At 69.2% G+C, this 21,459-nt stretch carries 15 protein-coding genes; 6 read left to right on the forward strand and 9 right to left on the reverse strand.

Annotated elements, in window-relative coordinates:
- Window positions 1-202 precede the first annotated feature (202 nt).
- Both WB794_RS09265 and uvrB read left to right on the forward strand, forming a co-directional pair.
- On the forward strand, window positions 203-1,894 hold the full coding sequence (locus WB794_RS09265; RefSeq protein ID WP_337335573.1) for a choice-of-anchor D domain-containing protein: 1,692 nt from the start codon (window positions 203-205) through the stop codon (window positions 1,892-1,894).
- A 196-nt stretch (window positions 1,895-2,090) separates the two neighbouring features.
- Window positions 2,091-4,127 carry an excinuclease ABC subunit UvrB gene (gene uvrB, locus WB794_RS09270; RefSeq protein ID WP_337335610.1) on the forward strand — a complete coding sequence of 679 codons (2,037 nt, stop codon included), beginning with the start codon at window positions 2,091-2,093 and terminating at the stop codon, window positions 4,125-4,127.
- Window positions 4,128-4,148: 21 nt separating this feature from the next.
- Here uvrB and WB794_RS09275 read toward each other — a convergent pair whose 3' ends face one another.
- Window positions 4,149-5,441, reverse strand: a complete 1,293-nt coding sequence (locus tag WB794_RS09275) for an alkaline phosphatase family protein (RefSeq protein WP_337335574.1) — start codon at window positions 5,439-5,441, stop codon at window positions 4,149-4,151.
- Between the two features lie 260 nt (window positions 5,442-5,701).
- Here WB794_RS09275 and WB794_RS09280 point away from each other — a divergent pair, with 260 nt between their 5' ends.
- Window positions 5,702-8,068, forward strand: coding sequence for a bifunctional serine/threonine-protein kinase/formylglycine-generating enzyme family protein (locus tag WB794_RS09280; protein WP_337335575.1), 2,367 nt, complete (start codon window positions 5,702-5,704; stop codon window positions 8,066-8,068).
- Between the two features lie 96 nt (window positions 8,069-8,164).
- Window positions 8,165-9,835 carry a urocanate hydratase gene (hutU, locus tag WB794_RS09285; RefSeq protein ID WP_337335576.1) on the forward strand — a complete coding sequence of 557 codons (1,671 nt, stop codon included), beginning with the start codon at window positions 8,165-8,167 and terminating at the stop codon, window positions 9,833-9,835.
- 1,207 nt (window positions 9,836-11,042) lie between these two features.
- Here the strand turns inward: hutU and WB794_RS09290 are convergent.
- Entirely contained in the window at window positions 11,043-11,738 is a 696-nt protein-coding gene (locus WB794_RS09290) for a thiopurine S-methyltransferase (protein ID WP_337335577.1), read from the reverse strand.
- Window positions 11,739-12,074: 336 nt separating this feature from the next.
- Between WB794_RS09290 and WB794_RS09295 the strand changes: the two genes are divergently transcribed.
- Complete coding sequence (locus tag WB794_RS09295; RefSeq protein WP_337335578.1) at window positions 12,075-13,304, forward strand: hypothetical protein; 1,230 nt, start codon at window positions 12,075-12,077, stop codon at window positions 13,302-13,304.
- 42 nt (window positions 13,305-13,346) lie between these two features.
- On the opposite strand, the gene WB794_RS09300 is transcribed toward WB794_RS09295, so the two are convergent.
- The 3 genes from WB794_RS09300 to WB794_RS09310 form a co-directional block, all read right to left on the reverse strand.
- A complete protein-coding gene (locus WB794_RS09300; protein WP_337335579.1) occupies window positions 13,347-14,762 on the reverse strand; it encodes a M28 family peptidase in 1,416 nt (471 codons plus the stop codon).
- A 55-nt stretch (window positions 14,763-14,817) separates the two neighbouring features.
- On the reverse strand, window positions 14,818-15,246 hold the full coding sequence (mscL, locus tag WB794_RS09305; RefSeq protein WP_337335611.1) for a large-conductance mechanosensitive channel protein MscL: 429 nt from the start codon (window positions 15,244-15,246) through the stop codon (window positions 14,818-14,820).
- An 82-nt stretch (window positions 15,247-15,328) separates the two neighbouring features.
- On the reverse strand, window positions 15,329-16,021 hold the full coding sequence (locus WB794_RS09310) for a fumarylacetoacetate hydrolase family protein (RefSeq protein ID WP_337335580.1): 693 nt from the start codon (window positions 16,019-16,021) through the stop codon (window positions 15,329-15,331).
- Window positions 16,022-16,196: 175 nt separating this feature from the next.
- On the opposite strand from WB794_RS09310, the gene WB794_RS09315 reads away from it, so the two are divergent.
- The gene (locus tag WB794_RS09315) at window positions 16,197-17,594 is read left to right on the forward strand and encodes a sigma-54-dependent transcriptional regulator (protein ID WP_337335581.1); all 1,398 of its coding nucleotides are present in this window, start codon (window positions 16,197-16,199) and stop codon (window positions 17,592-17,594) included.
- A gap of 14 nt (window positions 17,595-17,608) precedes the next feature.
- Here the strand turns inward: WB794_RS09315 and WB794_RS09320 are convergent, their stop codons facing one another.
- Genes WB794_RS09320 through WB794_RS09335 form a run of 4 tightly spaced genes read right to left on the reverse strand, consistent with a single transcriptional unit; the run spans window position 17,609 to window position 21,193 of the window.
- Window positions 17,609-18,499 carry a carbon-nitrogen hydrolase family protein gene (locus tag WB794_RS09320; RefSeq protein ID WP_337335582.1) on the reverse strand — a complete coding sequence of 297 codons (891 nt, stop codon included), beginning with the start codon at window positions 18,497-18,499 and terminating at the stop codon, window positions 17,609-17,611.
- A 47-nt stretch (window positions 18,500-18,546) separates the two neighbouring features.
- The gene (locus tag WB794_RS09325) at window positions 18,547-19,149 is read right to left on the reverse strand and encodes a GNAT family N-acetyltransferase (RefSeq protein WP_337335583.1); all 603 of its coding nucleotides are present in this window, start codon (window positions 19,147-19,149) and stop codon (window positions 18,547-18,549) included.
- Window positions 19,146-19,775 carry a bifunctional nicotinamidase/pyrazinamidase gene (pncA, locus tag WB794_RS09330; RefSeq protein WP_337335584.1) on the reverse strand — a complete coding sequence of 210 codons (630 nt, stop codon included), beginning with the start codon at window positions 19,773-19,775 and terminating at the stop codon, window positions 19,146-19,148. The genes WB794_RS09325 and pncA overlap by 4 nt, the downstream gene beginning before the upstream one ends.
- On the reverse strand, window positions 19,772-21,193 hold the full coding sequence (locus WB794_RS09335; RefSeq protein WP_337335585.1) for a nicotinate phosphoribosyltransferase: 1,422 nt from the start codon (window positions 21,191-21,193) through the stop codon (window positions 19,772-19,774). Before WB794_RS09335 ends, pncA begins: the two co-directional genes overlap by 4 nt.
- Between the last annotated feature and the right edge of the window lie 266 nt (window positions 21,194-21,459).

Below are 21,459 nucleotides of genomic sequence, written 5' to 3' on the forward strand. Positions count from 1 at the left end.
CTGCAAGGCTCACGGCTGAAGCAGTCCACTGGCACCTCCGGGGTGTGCACGCATGCATGACGGCCTGACCTTCGTGCCCCGCCGCCGGGATTGCCGGCGCACTGCAACATCGGGGAGGGCAGCCAGACCTGCGGATGCACCAGCGTGGCCCCTGCTGCCAACAATTGCCGTTGTGTCAGACAGGCCGCCACGGAAACCCGCCATGAGAATGCACTGTCTGGTCGCTCTGACCGCCGCGCTGCTGATGTCTGCCCTGCCCGCACGCGCTGGGGAGCTGCCACTGGGCTCGCCCTATGTGCTCCTGGAGCGCACCGACCTGGCCTATGCCGGCGTCGGCAGTATCGGCGCGCCGGCCAATCTTGGCGGTGGCGAGGGAATGCTCGAACTGGAAGGCGTCGCGGGCGGGATCACACTGGCGCTGCTGTATTGGCATGGCATCGACATCCAGGACCCTGGCAATGGATACAGCGGCGGCAATGCCGACTATGACGAAGCCGATATCGTGTTCGACGGACACCCCATCACCGGCACCCGCGTGGCGGGCAAGGGCTACAACAACAATTGGGGCGGCGCCGCCACCCCGGACCAGTTCAGCGCCTCGCTCTATCGTGCCGATGTCACCGCATTGGTCCACGGCTCCGGCAGTTACAGCATCAGCGGATTGGCCGACGGTGCCGGACACAGCGCCAGCGGCGCTTCGCTGATCGTGTTCCACGACGATGGCAATGAGTTCAATGATCTCCGGGTGACGCATTACGAGGCGATGGACAGCAACTGCGTGCCGGCAGGCGAAGAAAACTGGAACGCCCGATTGTGGCTGGATTACACCGGTGGGCAGGCGGAACTGGTAGTGCATGCCGCCGATGGCCAGTCCGCCCTGCCGGACGGGACCTACCGGGTGAGGGTATTCCCCGGCCTGCTGCCCAACGAATCCAGCGAGATCGTTTTCCGCGACCCGCATACCGACGGACTTCCGCTGTGGGGCGGCCTGAGCGTACCGCGCATGACCTTTCCCCGGCCCGGAAGCGGTGCCGGCCTGTGGGATGTGCGCCACCTCGACATCACGCCCACACTGCAGAAGCCGGGGCGCTACTACCTCTATGGGCGGGACATCTATTACAACGACTGCGTCTCGCTGCTGGTAGTGCAAGTGGTGCAGTCCGCGCCCGGAAAACCACCGGCGATCGTGCCGGCTGAACATGATTTCGGCGATCTCGCCCCCACGGCCACATCGCTGGCAGAACGTTTCACCTTCACCAACCGGCAGAACGACATGATCGCTGTTGGCAACGTGATCGGTGGCCATGCCGTGTATTCGATCACGGACAACACATGCACCGGCATGGCGCTGGCCCCCGGTGCAACCTGTACGCTGGACGTGCGATGCACACCGAGTGTGGCGCTACGGGACTACCAGGCATCCCTGCGGATTGCCTGGACCGACGCTTTCGGCGAGCCTTGGGAGAGCCAGGCCTTGCTGTTCTGTTCCGGTGTCAGTGATGCGCCGCATGGACGCCTGACCGTGGACCCGCCCAATGCCTGGTTCGGCGTGGTGAGTTGGGGTGGGCATTCACCTCCCATGCGCTTCACCGCCCATAGCACCGGCACAGTTCCCGTGACGATGCAGGCAGCGCGGTTCTTTGGCACCCACGCCAGCTCCTTCCGGCTGATGCACGACGGCTGCAACGGCCTTACGCTGCCACCGGGTCAGCAATGCAGCGTGGACGTGCAGTTCCGACCCACGGCGGGAACCGGCCTGCTGGTCCGCCAGGCCACGATGGAGTTCAACTTCAGCGCCAGCGAACCGAAGCACCTGCCACGCCCGGTGCTGCTCGCCGGCACCGTAGTGGTCGACAACTCGGCGATATTCCGCAACGGATTCGAAACCAACTGAAGCGATAAGGCGGCCGTGCGTGCACCGTGGCCGCCGCCGTTCCGGCATCGGCTTCCTTCAGGATCGCCGCGATCTGATGCTGTGCGGTGCGGCGGCGCAGGCTGCCTGTGTCGACAGCGTGGTGCCGGCGAGCAGTTTCGCGCATAGCGACTCCCCGCGGGCCAACCTGTCGCCGCCGCGCTTCTATACTGGCGCGATGACCGCACACGATTCCGAGCGCTTCGAGCTGGTCTCCCCCTTCGACCCCGCCGGCGATCAGCCGCAGGCGGTGGAGAAGCTGGTGGAAGGCTTCGAGGCCGGGCTGGCGCACCAGACCGTTCTGGGGGTGACCGGCTCGGGCAAGACGTTCACCATCGCCAACGTCGTGCAGCGGATCCAGCGCCCGACCCTGGTGCTGGCGCCCAACAAGACCCTCGCGGCGCAGCTCTACGGCGAGTTCCGGCGGTTTTTTCCGAACAACGCGGTCGAGTACTTCGTCAGCTACTACGACTACTACCAGCCCGAGGCCTACATCGCGGCGAGCGATACCTACATCGAGAAGGACAGCTCGATCAACGAGCACATCGAGCAGATGCGGCTGTCGGCCACCAAGGCGCTGCTGTCGCGGCGCGACGCGCTGATCGTGGGCACGGTGTCGGCGATCTACGGCCTGGGCGACCCGGAGGACTACCTCTCGCTGCGCCTGATCATGCAGCGCGGCGAAAAGCTCGACACCCGCGCCCTGATCCGCCATCTGACCGAGCTGCAGTACACCCGCAACGAGTTCGAATTGCACCGCGGCACCTTCCGCGTGCGCGGCGAGAACGTGGACGTGTTCCCGGCCGAAAACGAGGTCGAGGCGCTGCGCATCGAGGTGTTCGACGGCGAGATCGAGAACATGGCGCTGTTCGATCCGCTCACCGGGGAAACCCTGCGCAAGGTGCCGCGTTACACGATCTATCCCAAGACCCATTACGCCACCACCCGCGCCCGCGTGCTGGCGGCGCTGGATACGATCAAGGCCGAACTGGCGGTGCGGCTGGAACAGCTCTATGCGCAGAACAAGCTGGTCGAGGCCCAGCGCCTGCAGCAGCGCACCACCTTCGACCTGGAAATGATGGCCGAGGTGGGCTACTGCTCGGGCATCGAGAACTACAGCCGCCACTTCACCGGCAAGCAGCCGGGCGAGCCGCCGCCGACCCTGTTCGACTACCTGCCCGCCGACGCCCTGCTGGTGATCGACGAATCGCACGTCACGGTTCCGCAGTTGGGCGCGATGTACAAGGGCGACCGCTCGCGCAAGGAGAACCTGGTCGAGTTCGGCTTCCGCCTGCCGTCGGCGCTGGACAACCGGCCGCTGCGCTTCGAGGAATGGGAGGCGCGCGCGCCGCGCACCATCTTCGTTTCGGCCACCCCGGGGCGCTACGAACTGGCCAAGACCGAGAGCAGCATCGTCGAGCTGGTGGTGCGCCCCACCGGTCTGGTCGATCCGGAAATCGAGATCCGCCCGGTCGCGACCCAGGTGGACGACCTGATGAGCGAGGCGCGCGCGCGCGTGGCGATGGGCGACCGCGTGCTGGTCACCACGCTCACCAAGCGCATGGCCGAGAACCTCACCGAATACCTCGGCGAGCATGGCATCAAGGTGCGCTACCTGCACTCGGACATCGACACGGTGGAGCGCGTGGAGATCCTGCGCGACCTGCGCCTGGGCGTGTTCGACGTGCTGGTCGGCATCAACCTGCTGCGCGAGGGCCTGGACATGCCGGAAGTCTCGCTGGTCGCCATCCTCGATGCCGACAAGGAGGGCTTCCTGCGCTCGGAAGGCTCGCTGATCCAGACCATCGGTCGCGCCGCTCGCAACCTGCGCGGCAAGGCCATCCTCTACGCCGACACCGTCACCCGTTCGATGCGGGCCGCGATCGACGAAACCGACCGCCGCCGCGCCCGCCAGGTCGAATACAACGCCGCCCGCGGCATCGTGCCGCGCAGCATCGAGAAGCCGGTGGCCGACATTCTCGAAGACGCGCGCGAGGGCATGGACGCCGGGCGCGCGTCCGGTCGCGGCAAGGGCGGCGCGCGGCGCGCGGCGGAAACGCGCGGCGAGTACCGCGCCCTGACGCCCGAACAGGCGGCGGCCGAGATCCGCCGCCTGGAGCAGCAGATGTACCAGCACGCCCGCGACCTCGAATTCGAGGAGGCCGCGCGCGTGCGCGACCGGATCCGCGCGCTGCGGGACCAGGCGCTGACCTGATCCGCGCGCTGCGGCCGTTCGCTACCGCCGGTTCGGGGTGAAGTCGCGGCCTTCGCGCATCATCGGCAGGGTGGTCGACGGGTCGCCGTCGTTGGGCTCGGGCGCGATCCGCAGCAGGCGCGCCAGCAGGGGATACACGTCGACGTTGTCGAAGGTTTCGGTGACGAAACCGCTGCGGAAGTCCGGCCCGCGCGCGATGAACACGGCGGCCATCGACTCCAGCGCCGGATCGAAACCGTGCGCGCCGGGGTTGGGCGGATGGCGTTCGAGTTGGGCGCGATCGACGATGGTCCAGCCTTCGTCGGCCAGGCAGACCCAGGCGGGAATGCGGCGGTGGCTGCCGAAGCGGAACCGCTCCGGTACGCGCGCCTTGGGCCAGCACTGCGCGTGCGGGATCGGGCGCGCGAGCGCGGCTTCGAAGGCCGGCTCCGCTCCCGCCACCGGCTCCAGCCCGGCGACCGCGCCGCGATTGACCAGCCGGTAGGTTCCGGCCGGCAGGTGGTCGTCGATCACGACGACCTGGTGGGGCGGGGTTTCCGCCATGCCGTGGTCGGAAACCACGACCAGATTGCTGGTTTCCCACAGGCCGCGCTGCTTGAGGCCGGCGACCAGCCCGGCGAGCGCGGTGTCGGTGCGGCGGACCGCGGCGAGGGCCTCATCGGAGTCCGGTCCGTGCAGGTGGGCGTCGTGATCGACCTGGTCGAAGTAGAGCGTGAGGAAATCGGGGCGTCGCGCCGCCGGCAGGTCGAGCCAGGCCAGCACCTGGGCGACGCGATCCTGCGGCGGCAGGGCCATGTCGAAGTGGCGCCAGTAGTGCGGGTGGTGGCCGCGGATCGGGGCTTCGGAGCCGGGCCAGAACATGGTCGCGCTGCGCAGCCCGGCGCGGCGCGCGGTGTTCCAGATCGGCTCGCCGTCCTGCCACCAGAGCGGATTCTCCACCGCCTCGCGGCTGGAGAGGCGGAATACCTGATCGGTGGCGGTCGGATCGGTCATCTGGTTGTGCACCACGCCGTGGTGGTCGGGCACCAGGCCGGTCACCAGGGTGTAGTGGTTCGGGAAGGTGAGCGAGGGGAACGCGGGCCGCATCGCGCGGGCGCGCACGCCCTCGTGCGCGATGGCCCGGAGCGTGGGCGTTGCGACCGGGTCCAGATAGTCCGGGTGGAAGCCGTCGATGGACACCAGAATCAGGGGCGGGGGGCGGAAGTCGGTGGTGTCGCTGCGGACAGCGGGCCGGCAGGCCGCGAGGAGCAGGGCGACGACGACGAGCAACCACGGCAGCGCGCGGTGGCGGATGAGGCGGCGAGTGGAGTGCATCGGCAGGGGCAAGTCAGTGCGGATCGCGAGGATGATGACAGAAGGCGCGTTCCCGGAAGCGCCATTCGATGCACGGTGCGAAGATTGCGTGACGCGCCGCGCACCGCACACTGTCGCAACGCCCGGTCCGGCGCGATCGAGGCTTCCGGTGGCATACCGCATTTCGGGTAGGATGCCGATTCAGGCAGGTGCCCTGCAGGCGGCCCGACGGGTTGCCGCGTTTGCCTTAGTCCGTGACCGGGTCAACTCGGAAAAACGCCATGTCCTCGCTCCCGCAACAGGAACTGTCACCCAGCGAGCTCGACGAGCTGCTGAGCGCCGTGTTGCCGGAGATTCCCGGTTACAGAGTGGTGCGCCTGCTCGGGCGCGGCGGCATGTCCTATGTCTACCTCGGCATCCAGGAGTCGCTCGACCGCCAGGTCGCCATCAAGGTCATCTCGCCGCTCGCGCTCAATGATGAAGTGAGCCTGCTGCGCTTCGAGCGGGAAGCGCGCACCATCGCCAAGCTCCAGCACCCGAGCATCGTCGCCATCCATGCGGTCGGCCGCATGGATGGGGGCCTGCTTTATTACGTGATGCCCTACCTCTCGCACGGGCACGTCGGCCGGCGCGATCTGCGCAACGAACAGTCCCGCATCATCGGCGTGCTGCGCGCGCTGCTGGGGGCGCTGGATTATGCCCATGCCCAGGGCATCGTCCATCGCGACGTCAAGGCCGAGAACGTGTTGTTCGACCAGAACGACCGGCCGATGCTGACCGATTTCGGCATCGCCACCAGCAAGCGCGACAAGAGCCGCATGACGGGCGCGGGCAACGCGATTGGAAGCTGGGGCTACATGGCGCCCGAACAGGCACGCGGCGAGCGGGTGGATGCCCGCGCCGACCTCTACAGCGTGGGGGTGCTGACCTACGAGATGCTCACCGGCACGCTGCCGTTCCACAGCGAGGAGACGGTGGCGCTTGCGCTGATGCACGCCATGGACCCGGTACCGCCCTTGCCGCCGGACAAGGCGCATTGGTATCCCTTCATCGAGCGCGCGATGGCCAAGCGTCCGGAAGGGCGCTTTGCCAGCGCCCGGGAAATGCTGCTGGCGCTCGATGCCATCGCGCTGGAGCGCGCCGCTGCCGCCGACGCGCGCGCGTTGCCCGTGCGCGCCCGCGCGCAGGCGTGGCTGACGCAGGCTGCGACCCGGCTGAAGGCCAGGGCGTCGGCACCTCCTGCCTTGCGCACGAGTCGAAGCGAGTCCGCACCAGGCTCGGGTCGAAGGTGGCCCCGTCCGGTGGCGCTCGCTGCCGGATCGCTGGTGCTGCTGGCCCTGGTGCTGGTCCTGGGGGTGTGGTTTTCCGGGCGCGATGGGTCCGCGCCGGCCCTGCCGCCTGCGGCCGCACCGCCGCCGTCCGCTGCGGACGGCGGGACGAGCGGCGCGGGCAGCGAAGTCGCCTTGGCCGACGCGGACGATGCCGCGATCCGGGACCGGGGCGCGGCACCTGCCGATGCGGCGGCGGTCGATGCCGCAGCCGACGACCCGGAGGAGACGTTGCTCACGATGCCACCGGGTGAGCTTGCGCTGTTGACGGCGACCGAACAGATCCGGCGCAAGCGCCTGACCCAGCCCAAGGGCGACAGCGCGATCGATTCCCTGCTGTCCGCGCGCCAGCTGCTGGGTCCCGATCCGCGCGTGGCCGCGACCGCCGAGCAGTGGCTGGCCGCGGTGGCACCCTATGTGCAGGCGGCGCTGGCGCGGCGCGATGATGCAGGCGCTGTGGCCTTCATCGGCCACATCGACCGGCTGGAGCAGGGCCTGGCGATGGGCGACATCAAGGGTGCCGGGGCGCTGCGCGAATCGCTGACGACGGCCGTGCGCACCGACCTGCGCGACGCCGTTGCGCACAAGGATCCGGCGGCCCGGAACGCCGCGCGCCAGCGTGCCGCCCGCCTGGGCCTGCCTGCGGCGCGGCTGGAGCCGGAGTATTCGCAGCCGATCGTGACCGGCCAGCTGGGCGATGCGCTGCGCGGCAGCGTGGCGACCGTCATCGTGCGGATGCCGGAGGGCTCCACACCGGGACTGGGCGCGATGCCGGCCGCGGTGACTTTGGGCGAGTACGGCGCGTACGCGAAAGCCACGGGCCGTCCGGCGAGCCAGTGCCGGATTCGCACCGCCGTGATCACGGTGAAGGCGCGCAGCTGGTCATCCCCCGGCTTCGCGCAGGCCGCCGATCATCCCGTGGTGTGCGTGAGCGAGGCCGATGCGCAGGCCTACGCCGCCTGGCTCGGGCAGCGTGACGGCGTGCGCTATCGCCTGCCGACCCAGGCCGAATGGCGGCTCGCGAGCGGTGCGCCGGCGAACGCCGCCTGCGGCGCGGCGGGCCTGCGCTGCCAGTCGAGCGGTACCGTGTCCGCCACCGCCGGCGCGAAGAACGGGAACGGGGTGCATTCGACCCTGGGCAACGTGCGCGAGTGGACCAGCGACTGCGCCGGCTGCCGCGAACACCCGACCCTCGGGCTCGGCTGGCGCGATGCGGAGCCTTCGCGCAAGGGGGCGCAGGTCAATCCCGAGTTCGGCTATGACGACCTCGGATTCCGCCTGGTACGCGAGGTGCCGCGCGAGGCGGTCGAACAGCGCTGAACCTGTCGCCGCACGGTTTCGCGCCGGCAGGCAAGCGGGATCGGCCGGATGACGGCGTGATGCGATAATCGGCGGATCGCTGTCCGAGGAGCCGCCATGTCCACCCGCCACGATCCGACCCGCCGCATCCGCGCCCCGCGCGGCAATACGCTGAACTGCCGCTCCTGGCTGACCGAGGCGCCGTTCCGGATGCTGCAGAACAATCTTGACCCCGAGGTGGCCGAACGGCCGGAGGATCTGGTGGTGTACGGCGGCATCGGCCGCGCCGCGCGCGACTGGGCGTCTTACGACGCGATCCTCGAAACGCTGAAAACCCTGGGCGACGACGAAACCCTGCTGGTGCAGTCCGGCAAGCCGGTCGGCGTGTTCCCCACCCATGCCGATGCGCCGCGCGTGCTCATCGCCAACTCCAACCTGGTGCCGCACTGGGCCAACTGGGAGCACTTCAACGAGCTCGATAAGAAAGGCCTGATGATGTACGGCCAGATGACCGCGGGCTCGTGGATCTACATCGGCAGCCAGGGCATCGTGCAGGGCACCTACGAAACCTTCGTGGAGATGGGCCGCCAGCACTACGGGGGTTCGCTGAAAGGCAGGTGGATCCTGACCGCCGGGCTCGGCGGCATGGGCGGCGCGCAGCCGCTGGCGGCCTCGCTGGCCGGAGCCTCGTCGCTGACCATCGAATGCCAGCAGAAATGCATCGACTTTCGCCTGCGCACCCGCTACGTCGATGAGCAGGCGGCGGACCTCGACGATGCGCTGGCGCGGATCGAAAAATACGCGAAGGCCGGCGAAGCCAAGTCCATTGCCCTGCTCGGCAATGCGGCGGAAATCCTGCCCGAACTGGTGCGCCGTGGTGTCAGGCCCGACTGCGTCACCGACCAGACCAGCGCGCACGATCCGGTGCACGGCTATCTGCCGATCGGCTGGACGGTGGAACAGTGGCTGGCCGAGCAGGCGGCGAACCCGGAAAAGGTGCGCGACGCCGCCAAGCAGTCGATGCGCGTGCACGTCGAGGCGATGCTCGCCTTCCATTCGCAGGGCATTCCGACCGTCGATTACGGCAACAACATCCGCCAGATGGCCTTCGACGTCGGCTGCGAAAACGCCTTCGCCTTCCCCGGCTTCGTGCCGGCCTACGTGCGGCCGCTGTTCTGCCGCGGCGTGGGCCCGTTCCGCTGGGTCGCGCTCTCGGGCGATCCGGAAGACATCTACAAAACCGACGCCAAGGTCAAGGAGCTGATCCCCGACGATCCGCACCTGCACCGCTGGCTGGACATGGCGCGCGAGCGCATCCGCTTCCAGGGCCTGCCGGCGCGCATCTGCTGGGTCGGCCTCGGCCTGCGCCACACGCTGGGCCTCGCCTTCAACGAGATGGTGCGCCGCGGCGAACTGAAAGCACCGGTGGTGATCGGCCGCGACCATCTGGATTCCGGCAGCGTGGCCTCACCCAACCGCGAAACCGAAGCCATGCGCGATGGTTCGGACGCGGTTTCCGACTGGCCGCTGCTCAACGCCATGCTCAACGTCGCCGGCGGCGCGACCTGGGTCAGCCTGCACCACGGCGGCGGCGTCGGCATGGGCTATTCGCAGCACTCCGGCGTGGTCATCGTCTGCGACGGCAGCGAGGCCGCCGACAAGCGCATCGCCCGGGTGCTGTGGAACGACCCCGGCACCGGCGTCATGCGCCATGCCGACGCCGGCTACGAGATCGCCAGGCAATGCGCGAAGGAGCAGGGGCTGAAGCTGCCGATGCTGCAGGGATGAAGCCATCGATGCCCGAAGATGGTTGGCTGCGCGGGCAGGCTGGCGATGGAGCGTTCGCGCCAAGCGACGCTTCGAGCTGGTGCGGTGAGAAGGGCAGCTCCGGGGATGGACTCGCATGCCCCATCTTCGGATTCGCCTCGAAAGAGGCGCTCAGCCGTGGCGAGATATTTACGGCACACCGGAGCCACGGGAAGTATGCCATGACCGACACACTCACCATCATCATCACCCTGGACGATGAACAGGCGCAGGCCGCCTTCGCCGAGCTGGTGAAGCGCGGCACGGACATGACCGGCCTGTGATGCGCAAGGTGGGCGGCCATCTGGCCGACGTGGCCGAAAAATCCTCCTGATTAGCCCTGACCCTCAGCCAGTACTCTGGCGAAGAATGGCTTTGGCTCGTCATTCCCGCATGCTTTCGGCGGGAATCCAGTGACTTGGCTTTTGCTGTGGGGTATCAGGAAGCAAAGACACTGGATGGGACAGATCTTCGTCTGTCAGAAGCGGCCTGCCTTCGCAGGAATGAGAAACTGAGGGCCAGGGCAATCAGAAAAATCCCTTGCCACCGAACGCTCCCCCGATGGGGCCCCCAGGGTCGACCTGTCCGCCCATACCACGACCGCCCGCAGGAGGGGCAGGGCGGCCGCTGGCCATGACGCGCTTCATGTGCTATGATTGCACTCGTAACTTGTTGTAAACATTGAATTTATGGAGGCCTAAAATTACCAGTCAGTTCAAGCGTACGATTGAATCCATCTTTCCCAGCCACACCTCTCGCGTGGTGCCGACGCCGCGCCGTTCCGAACGGGTCGCGAGTCGCGTGAAGCGCATCCAGACCGGCGCCCCGCCGGCATTCCCGGCGACAGCGAGCGATATCGCGCCGCGTCGCGGCAGCGATCATTTCACAACCTATACGCGCGGCAGCTATCTCGCCCGTTCACGCGGGGAGGCGCGCTCCCGCCGTCCGCTCTTTCGCGTCCGCTGACCGCTCCCGGCCGAGGGCCGACGGAGCCGGCATCCCGGACCGACGCGAAGAAAAGTTCGATTTTCCGCGCGTCGAACGCAGGGCACGGCTTGCGCTCAGCGTGCGGACTCCCGTGGCCTTCGAGACGGCACTCCACGAGCGCCTGAGGCGTCGTGTGTCATCGGCGTGTCCGGAAAGAGGGGGCTGGCCTCTACGGCATCTACGGCACGTGCGACTGTTGGCGTCAGCCACTGCGTGAAGCTGCCTCGGCCGCGTGCGGTGCTCCCTCGTGCCACAGCGCGTAGACCGCAGTATCCAGCGCGGTCACGCCCTGTTCGACGAAGGAGGTCTGCGAGGCGAGGATGTCGCGCCGCTCGATCACGTCGACCTGCCAGCCCGGTTCCAGCAGGGCGCGCACTTCGGGTTCTTCCACCGAGAACGGCGGCCCGTCCTTTTCGGCCTGCGGATATTCCAGGGTGATCATCAGTCCGCGGGCACCGGGCGGCAGGCGTGCGTAGACGCTTGCGGCGTAGTGCCGGCGAAGCGCGGGCGGCAGCGCGATGATCGCGGCCCGGTCATAGATCGCGGTGCAGCCGGCCAGGGTGTTCGAGTCCAGCGCGAAGGCGTCGCCCTGGATCAGCTCGATGCGATCGGCGAGGTAGTGGCGTCCGAGCGGTGAATCCCAGGTGCGCGCCGTCAGGCGGTTTTCCTCGAGGAACTGCGCGATCGCCAGCGGCGACAGTTCCACGCCCAGCACGCGGTGGCCCTGCGCTGCCAGCCAGAGCATGTCCAGGCTCTTGCCGCACAGCGGCACCAGCACGCGGCTGTCGGGCGGCAGCGCGAGCCGCGGCCAGTGCGCGACCAGAAGCGGCATCGGCGCATCGTGGTGGAATCCGATGCGCCCTTCGCGCCAGCGCTGCTGCCAGAACTCTGCATCCATTGCGTATTCCTTGACTGTTGGCCTTGCCGCGACGCTGCCGGACCGATGCGGCCCGTCGCGCATGATGGTACGCCACCAGGCGCGAGGACGCGGCGCAGGCCGCGGCGGGTCTGCCGGAAAATCGATCGTGGCCCGCTGTTGCGCAGCAGGGTTTCCAGGACGTGGCGTCGGCAGGGGTTAAGGTGGCACCGCGGCGGCGTCTGCCTCGGAAGGCGTCGAATCCTTTTGCGTATCCGATGCGGCGAGGCGGTCGGGCGACGGCTTGCGTTGCGATTCACCGAAGGCCGGCGGCGCGCCGGTATTCTTGTCGCCCGCTCCTGCCTGCCGACCCCGTCCATGACCCTTCTGTTCCGATTGCCCGTTGCCGCGCTGCTGCTGTTGGCCTGCAGCCTGGCCGTCGCCGCGACGCCGCGCTTCGAGGTGCGCTATGACGTGGGCTTCCTGCCGGCCTCGGGGGAGGCGGAAGTCGCCCTGACGCTGGAGCCCGGTGAGGCGACCGTGAAGCGATTCGTGTTCACCATGCCTGAGAATCGCTATTCGCGCGTGACCGGCGATGGCCGCGTGGATCGCAAGGGCGACGACGTGGTGTGGGTGCCGCCCAGCCGCGGCGGAAAGCTGGCGTGGCGCTACCGCATCGACCGCAAGCGCGCGAACGGTGCCTACGATGCGCGCATCACCCGCGACTGGGTCATCATGCGCGGTGACCAGCTCGTCCCGCCCGCGCGCGTCACCGCCACCCGCGCTGCGCGTTCGGACGCGCGCCTGAAGCTGCACCTGCCGCCGGGCTGGACCCATGCCGATACGGCCTGGCTGCCGGCGCGCGACGGTGACGGCTTTGCCGTGATCAATGAGGATCGCGTCCTCGCGCGGCCCACCGGCTGGATGATCGCCGGCGACATCGGCGCGCGACGCGACCTGGTCGAGGGCATGGAGATCGCCGTGGCCGCGCCCAAGGGCCTGTCGACGCCGCGCATGGATCTGCTCGCCATGCTGACCGCGGTGGCACCGCCCATGCGCGAAGCGTTCGGGACACTTCCGGAAAAAATCCTGGTGGTGCGCGGCGGCGACCCGATGTGGCGCGGCGGCCTGTCCGGCCCGCGCTCGATGTGGCTGCACGCCGACCGCCCGCTGATCAGCGAGAACGGCTCCTCCACGCTGATGCACGAGACCATCCATCTGGTCACCCGCATCCGCGGCGCGGAAGGCGATGACTGGATCGCCGAGGGCATCGCCGAGTACTACGGCACCCAAATGCTGCGCCGCGCGGGCCTCCTGAGCGATGCGCGGGCCGAAAAGGCGGTCAGCTGGATGCGCCGCCACGGTCGCGCCGTGCGCACCCTGCACGCGAGCGATTCCAGCGGCAAGCGCACCGCGCGCGCGGTGGCGCTGTTCGCCGATCTGGACGCCGAAATCCGCGAGCGCAGCCGCGATCGCCGCAGCCTGGACGACGTCGCGCGCACGCTGATGCGCGACGGCGCGCGGGTTTCCACGGTTGATCTGCGCGAGGCGGCCGAGGCGGCGCTCGGTGGCCCGTCGAAGGTGCTCGAGACGCCGCTGCTCGATTGAGCGGGAAGGCCGCTCCGACGCGCGGGCACGGGCGCTGCCGCGTCAGGGCCGCTCGGGCGGCGTCTTGGGCGCGCTGCCGAAATCCACCTCCGATTCCGCCGCCAGCCAGGTGAACACGGCGTAGGCCGCCACGTTCTGGTCCAGCGCCGCGGCCTCGACCTTGTCGAGGGTGTCATTGGCGGTGTGGTGGTAGTCGAAGTAGTCGCTGCCGTCCTGCGCCAGCCAGGCCCAGGCCATGCCCCGCTGCGCCATCGGGATCAGGTCCGGACCCGCGCTGCCCTCGCCGGGCCGGTGCTCGATGCCCAGCGGGGCCAGGGCACCGGCGATCTGCTCCACCACTTCGCGCGCGCCCTCGGGCACCGCGCTGGTGGAAAACGCGTAGATGCGTCCGGCACCGAAGTCGCTCTCCGCGCCGGTGACGTGGCGGGTGATGTCGTCGGCGTGGGCCTTGGCATAGGCGAAGCCGCCCAGAAGGCCCTGTTCCTCGTTGGCGAAGGCGACCACGCGCACGCTGCGGCGCGGGCGCTGCGGCAGGGCCGCGATCAGCGCGCCGGCGCGTGCGGTGATGGCGACGCCGGCGGCGTCGTCGATGGCGCCGGTGCCCAGGTCCCAGGAATCCAGGTGTCCGCCGATGATCACGATCTCGTCCGGACGTTCGCGCCCGCGCACTTCAGCGATGACGTTGGCCGACTCGTATTCGCCGTCCATGCCGGCATCGATGTCGAGCGCAAGCGTCACCGGCTGGCCGCGCCGCAGCATGTTCGACAGCAGGTCCGCGTCCGGGTTGGACAGGGCCGCCGCCGCGATCCGGGGCACGCCGTCCTCGTAGCGCATCGTGCCGGTGTGCGGCAGGCGGTCGCTGTCGGTGCCGACCGAGCGCAGCAGGAAGGCCACCGCACCCTTGCGTGCCGCCAGCGAGGCACCCGTGCCGCGCGCCGCCGCCGCCGGGCCGTAGCCGCGGCCGTTGCGCATCCGCTCCATGCGGTGGCTGATGTAGGCGATCTTCCCGGCAAGGCTGCCCTCGGGCGCGGCTTCCAGATCCTGGAGCGTGGAAAATTCCAGCACCTCGGCCTCGATTCGCCCGCCGGTGCCGACGCTGCGGCCCAGGGCGGTCACGTACAGCGGCTGGGGCCAGGGCGCAACCACTTCGGCGCGCTCGTGCCCGCGCCGCCACACCGGGAAACGCACCGGTTCGGTGTAGACCCGGTCGAATCCCATGCCGCGGAACTTCTCCACCGCCCAGGCCACGGCGCGGGCGTCGGCCGGGGTGCCGGCCAGGCGCGGGCCGACTTCGGTGGTGAGCGACTCGACCACCTCCCAGGCACCGCTGCCGGCCAGGGCCTGGTCGCGCAGCTGGGTCGCCGTCGCGATGGCCTCCTGCGGCAGCGGGGAGGCGGACAGTGTGCCGCCGGCGGCCAGCGGGAGGATGAGAATGCAGCCCAGGAGCAGGTTCTTCATGTGTGTTCCGATCGGAGAAAAGCCGGCACCGCCGCGTGGCGATGCCGGCAGGGCGTCAGCGGGCCTGGCCCTGCGCCTTGAGCAGGTCGCGGATCTCGGTCAGGAGTTCCTGGTCCGGCGTCGGGGCGGGAGGTGCTTCCGGCTCATCGGCTTCCTTGCGGTGCAGCGCGTTGATCAGCTTGATCACCATGAAAATGGCAAAGGCGATGATGGTGAACTGGATCAGGGTGTTGATGAAGTCGCCGATGCCGATCACCACGGCCGGTACGGCCTCGCCGGCGGCGTCGACGCCGGCTTCCTTGAGCGTGATCACCCAGCGGGAGAAGTCGACCCCGCCGATCAGCAGGCCGATCGGCGGCATGATGATCTTGTCCACCAGGGCGGTGACGATCTTGCCGAACGCCCCGCCGATCACGACGCCGACCGCCAGGTCGATGACGCTGCCGCGCATGGCAAATTCACGAAATTCCTGAAGCATTCCCATAACCGGAGTCTCCTGTGTGCGTGGATATCGCCGGCCACGGCGGCCGTGCGCGGACAATCTACACCGGACGGAAAGGCACCGATCAGCGGATCGCGCCGGCGAGCGCCACCAGCCCGTCCACGCCGGCCACCCAGCGGTCGCCGGGCGCGAGCGGCCCCACGCCCGCGGGCGTTCCCATGAACACCAGGTCGCCGGCGCGCAGTTCGAAGCGACTGGACAGCTCGTGCAGGATGTCGGCCACGGAGAAGATCATGTCCGACAGCGCAGCCTGCTGCCGGCGTTCGCCGTTCACGTCCAGCCAGAGCAGGGCGTCGGGCGCGGGCAGCGCCTCGTTCGCGGGCACGATGGCCGAAATCGGCGCGGAGCGGTCGAAGGCCTTGGCCACGTCCCAGGGCAGGCCCTTGGCCTTGGCGGCGGCCTGCAGGTCGCGGCGGGTGAGATCCAGCCCGACGGCGTGGCCGAAGACGTGGCGGCCGGCGTCCTCGCGCGCGATCACGCCCGGGGCATCGCGCCCGATCGCCACCACGAGTTCGACCTCGTGGTGCAGGTCGCGGGTGGCGGACGGGTAGGGCTGCGGCCCGCCGGAGGGCAGGATCGCGTCGCCCGGCTTGGTGAAGAAAACCGGGGTGCCGCGTTCGACCGGTGCGCCCATCTCCCGCGCGTGTTCGGCGAAATTGCGCCCGACGCAGTAGATCCGGCGCACCGGGAACAGGTCGGCGCGACCTTGCACCGGCACCGACGGCGTGGGCGTGGGAGGGAACACGAACCGGTTCATGGAAGGATCCAGGGCGGAAAAACGCCATGCTGACCGGTACGCGGCCGGCGGGCCAGTGACTGTGGTCACGGATTGCCGCCGGGCCGCCCGGCCGGGCGTTTGCGTGAGGCAGTTGGCAGAATCGGACCGAACCGCTAAGGTTTCCGGGCCGATTCGAGCCCCCGCCGCCCTGCCCATGACCAATCCCCGCACCGCGTTGATCGTCGATGACGAGCGCGACATCCGTGAACTGCTGGTGTTGACCCTCGGGCGCATGGGGCTGCGCGTGGACACGGCGGCGGACGTGGGCGAGGCCCGCGCCCAGCTTGCCGCCAACCGCTACGACCTGTGTTTCACCGACATGCGGCTGCCCGATGGCTCCGGCCAGTCGATCATCGAGCTGATCGCGGAAAAGTATCCCGAGACGCCGGTCGCGATGATCACCGCGCACGGCAACGTCGACGCCGCGGTGGATGCGCTCAAGGCCGGGGCCTTCGACTTCGTCTCCAAGCCGGTGGATCTGTCGGTGCTGCGGCGGCTGGTGCAGAACGCCCTGCGCCTGGGCGAGGAGCGCAGGGCGCAGGCGACCGAAGATCACTCTTCCGCGGGCCGCCTGCTGGGCGAGTCGCCCGTGATGCAGGCCCTGCGCGCCACCATCACCAAGGTCGCGCGCAGCCAGGCACCGGTCTACATCAGCGGCGAATCGGGCGTGGGCAAGGAGCTGGTCGCGCGCCTCATCCACGAACAGGGCCCGCGCGCCAGCGGCCCCTTCGTGCCGGTCAACTGCGGCGCGATTCCCACCGAGCTGATGGAAAGCGAGTTCTTCGGGCACCGCAAGGGCAGCTTCACCGGTGCCAGCGGCGACAAGGAAGGCCTGTTCCAGACCGCCAACGGCGGCACGCTGTTCCTGGACGAGGTGGCCGAGCTGCCGCTGCACATGCAGGTCAAGCTCCTGCGCGTCATCCAGGAAAAATCGGTGCGCCCGATCGGTGCCAACGCCGAAGCGCCGGTGGACGTGCGCATCCTCTCGGCCACCCACAAGAATCTGGCCCAGCTGGTGGAGGACGGCCGCTTCCGCCACGACCTGTTCTACCGCATCAATGTCATCGAACTGGTGGTCCCGCCGCTGCGCGAGCGGCGTGCGGACATTCCCGCGCTGGCACAGGCGGTGCTGGAGCGGCTGGCCGCCGAGCTGGGCGAACCGGCACCCGCCATCGATCCCGATGCCATGGCGCGGCTGGTGGAATACCCCTTCCCCGGCAACGTGCGCGAGCTGGAGAACATCCTGGAGCGCGCGCTCGCGCTCTCCGACGGCACCGGCATTTCGGTCGATGACCTGCGCCTGCCGAACCTGCGCGAACCGAACGAGAGCGCGCATGACCCGCTTGCCGCCGTCGTCGGAAGGCCGGCCTTCGTCACCGGCCAGCAGCCGGCGGTGCCGGCCGACCTGCCCGATTACATCGAACGCATGGAGCGCGACGTGATCGTCAAGGCGCTGGAAGAGTGCCGCTACAACAAGACCCGCGCCGCGGCCAAGCTCGGCATCACCTTCCGCGCACTGCGCTACAAGCTCAAGAAGCTCGGCATCGACTGAGAGGTGCGCTGCGTTCAGCCGAGCGACACCACATCGACTTCCGCCACGCCGGGACGCGCCTGCGTCGGCCAGTCGCCGGCGATGGCGACCTGGGCATGCCGGCGCGCGCTTTCCAGAAGATCGGAATCCAGCTCGGCCACGGCCAGATTCGATGCATCGCCACTGCGCGCCAGTACGCCGTCGGCAGGAAAGCCGCGGTCGATCGGGGTGTAGATCGCGGCTTCGCCGGTGTTGGTATCGAGCACCGGGCTCCAGTCCGCCGTGCCGGAGGTCACCGCGCGCACCACGTACACCCCGTTCTCCATCGCCCGCGCCTGGCAGCCGATGCCCACGCGGGTCGCACCGGCGGCGGTATCGGTGCAACTGGGCACGAGGATCAGGCGCACGCCGGCCTCGATCAAGGCGCGCGCGTGCAGCGGAAACTCCACGTCGTAGCAGGTCAGGATACCGACGCGGCCCAGATCGGTGTCGAACGCGTGCAGCGCATCGCCCGCTTCGATTGCTCCCGCACCGCGCTCGTAGCCGGTGAGGACGAGCTTGTCCTGATGGACGATCCTTCCCTCGGGAGACACCAGCGCGGCGCGGTTGCGGTAGCGGCCCGGCGTCACTTCGCGCAGGAAGGTGCCGGGCTGAAGATGAACGCTGTAGCGGCGCGCCAGTTCGAGAACGAGGCTTTCCCAGGCCGGATGCAGCGGCTGCAGCGCGGCGAGCGAACGCGCAAGGTCGGCGCGAACTTCCGGAGCAAAGCCCGCGGCGGCCTCCAGCGCGAGGTATTCGGGCAACACCACCAGTTGCGCGCCGGCCGCCGCCGCGCTGGACACCGCCGCCTCCACGCGCGCCGCGAAGGCATCGAAATCGGCGGGTTTGCCGATGGCGTAACGGGCGCTGGCAACGGTGAGTTTCATGGGCGTAACCGGAGAGCGGGGAGTGGGGAATCGAGGGCGGGCGCAGGTCAGCGGCCGTGCGGTTCCAGCGGGCGCAGCCAGAAGTGGAGCCGGTGCGGACGGGCAGCGGTTTCGCCGACCTCGGGCCAATCGAGCGTGCAGATGAGATCCTCTTGCCGCTCATAGCCGCGGCTGCTCCAGAACGCATCGTTGGAGTGCGCGCCGGGCGGACGGTGCGGGTCGTCCGGATCGCGTTCGACGGCGCAGAAGGCGGTCGTCGAAACGCCGGCAAGCCGGCGCGCGTGGTCTTCGCGGGCGTCGAAGAAACGGTGCCCGATCCCGCGTCTGCGGTACTCGGGCAGGAGCACGGACTCGCCGAAATAGAACACCGAGGCCGGCGCGATGCCGCGCGCGGCGAAGGGTTCGCGGAAGGCGGCGTCCTCGTGTTCGAGCGGCATGCCTGTGGACGCCCCTACGGCTCGGTTGCCGTCGAGCGCCAGCACGACTGCCGCGTCGGGCGAGCGCGCGTAGCGGGCGAGGTACCGGGCTTCGTAGTCCGCATCGCCCTCGTAGCGGTAGGGCCAGTCGCGGAACACCGCGATGCGAAGCTGCGCCAGCGGCGCGAGCCAGGGGGTGATCTCCTCGCCCGCCAGGGTGCGGACCTCGATCACGGCGAGGTGTCCGCGGGCACCTGCGCGCTGGTGACGATGCGCGCGCCGCGCTCACGCAGGGCTGCAAGGTGTGCGGCCTCGTTCGCGGCGTCGAGCGGGGTGGCGGCATCGACGATGAAGTTCACCGCGAAACCTTGGTCCAGCGCATCGCGCGCGCTGTAGTGCACGCAGATGTCGCCGGCGAGGCCGCACAGCCACAGCTCGCGCGCGCCGCGCCCGCGCAGGAAGTCGGCCAGGCCCGTGGCCTTGCGCCGGCCGTTGTCGAAAAAGGCGCTGTAGCTGTCGATCGCCGGGTCCATGCCCTTGCGGAAGATCGCCTCGACCCGGCGCGTGTCCAGTTCGGCGGAAAATTCCGCGCCGCGGCTGCCCTGTACGCAGTGGTCCGGCCACAGCGTCTGCTCCAGGCCGTTGAGATCGATCCGCTCGAACGGCGCGCGGCCCGGGTGGCTGGAGGCGAAGCTGCCGTGCCCGGCCGGGTGCCAGTCCTGCGCGGCAACGACCAGGTCGAAGCCGCCGATGCCGATGAGGCGGTTGATGACCGGCACGATCGCATCACTCCCCGGCACTTCGAGCGCGCCGCCGGGCAGGAAATCGTTTTGCACATCGATGATCAGTAGCGTTCTCACGGCGTGGTCTCCGGATGCAGGCGCGCCTGGCGCAGGCGCTCGCGCAGCCCGTGCAGGCGGTCGCTGATGCCCACCTTCCAGGCGTGCGGATTCTCGAAGCGGCGGTATTCGGGCGGCAGCAGCGCGCGGCGCTGGGCCGCATGGGCACGGATATCGGCCACGCTGCGCCGCGCGTGCAGGCGTCGCCCGGCCGCCATCACCGGCTGGAGCAGGGGCTCGCTGCGCAGCGCCGGCAGGCGCATCGTCCTGTGCGGCTCGAACGGATGGGTGAGCGCGCGCGGCACGGCTTCGTCCTCCAGCGCCACCGCGTCCACGCCGTGGAACTGGCCGTCGGCGGCAAGGAAACGGTGGACCTGCTTGAGCCCGGGCAAGGTGGTTTTCACCAGGCTCTCGGATACCTTGATGCGTGGTTCACCCTGCGCGCAGGCGAGCTTGTAGACCCCGTCGAGCGCGGCATCCGGCTGCCCGGTCACGAGGCTGGTGCCGACGCCGAAGATGTCGATCGGCGCGCCCTGCTGGCGCAGGCTGCGCACCACGTATTCGTCGAGCTGGTTGGAGGCGGCGATCTTCACTTCGTGCAGGCCGGCGTCGTCGAGCATGGTGCGGGCGCGGCGTGCGAAGAAGGCCAGATCCCCGCTGTCGAGGCGGATCGCGCGCAGCCGGTGGCCGCGCGCCGCCATTTCCCGGCCCACGATGATGGCGTTGGGCACGCCGCTGTCCAGCGTGCTGTAGGTATCCACCAGCAGCACGGTGTTGTCCGGTCGCGCCTGGGCGAAGGCGCGGAACGCGGCCAGTTCGTCGCCGTGCCACTGGATGAAGGAATGCGCCATCGTTCCTTCGGCGCGCAGGCCGTAGCGCTGCGCCGCGTAGACGTTGCTGGTGGAATCGAATCCCCCGATCACCGCCGCGCGCGCCGCGGGCACGCCGGCCGGTCCCTGCGCGCGGCGCAGCCCGAACTCGCTCAGGATCGCATCGCCCGCCACCTCGCGGATGCGCGCGGCCTTGGTGGCGATGAGCGACTGGAAGTTGAGCGTGTTGAGCAGCAGGGTCTCGATCAGCTGCGCCTCCACCACGCCGGCCTCCACCCGCAGGATCGGCGCGGTGGGAAACACCACGTCGCCTTCGCTCGCGGCCAGGATGCTGCCGGAAAAGCGCAGCGTGCGCAGGTAGTCGAGATAGGCCGCATCGAAGCCGTGGCCGGCCAGAAAGTCGATGTCATCGGCGGTGAAGCGCCAGGATTCCAGCGTGTCGATCAGGTCTTCCAGCCCGGCGAACACCACGTAGCCGCCCTCGAACGGGATTTTGCGGAAGAAATAGTCGAACACCGCGCGACGCCGGTGCTGCCCGTCGCGGAACAGCGACTGGCCCATCGCGATCTGGTAGGAATCGGTGTAGGTGCCGGTGGTGTCGATGTGCATGGGCGTGCGTCTCGTGCGGCCGCAGAGACCGTCATTGTGCCGCAGGGGGCGGAGGCGGTGGCGCTTGGCGGTGCGTCCGGCGCTTTGATCGCGAGCACGACCGCTCCTGCAGAATCACGTGAAGATCCGGGTGTTGCGGTGCAGCCCTGGTCGCGACGGGGGTGCCCGGCAGCCCGGCGTACCGCGCCGTCGCAAAACGGAGCGCGTGGCGGTGGCGTGCTTGGGAACGAGAATCATTTCCATTACAATGACCCATCCCGCGTCGG

The sequence above is a fragment of the Denitratimonas tolerans genome (genome assembly GCF_037203605.1).
In the GTDB taxonomy this organism is placed as follows: domain Bacteria; phylum Pseudomonadota; class Gammaproteobacteria; order Xanthomonadales; family Xanthomonadaceae; genus Denitratimonas; species Denitratimonas tolerans.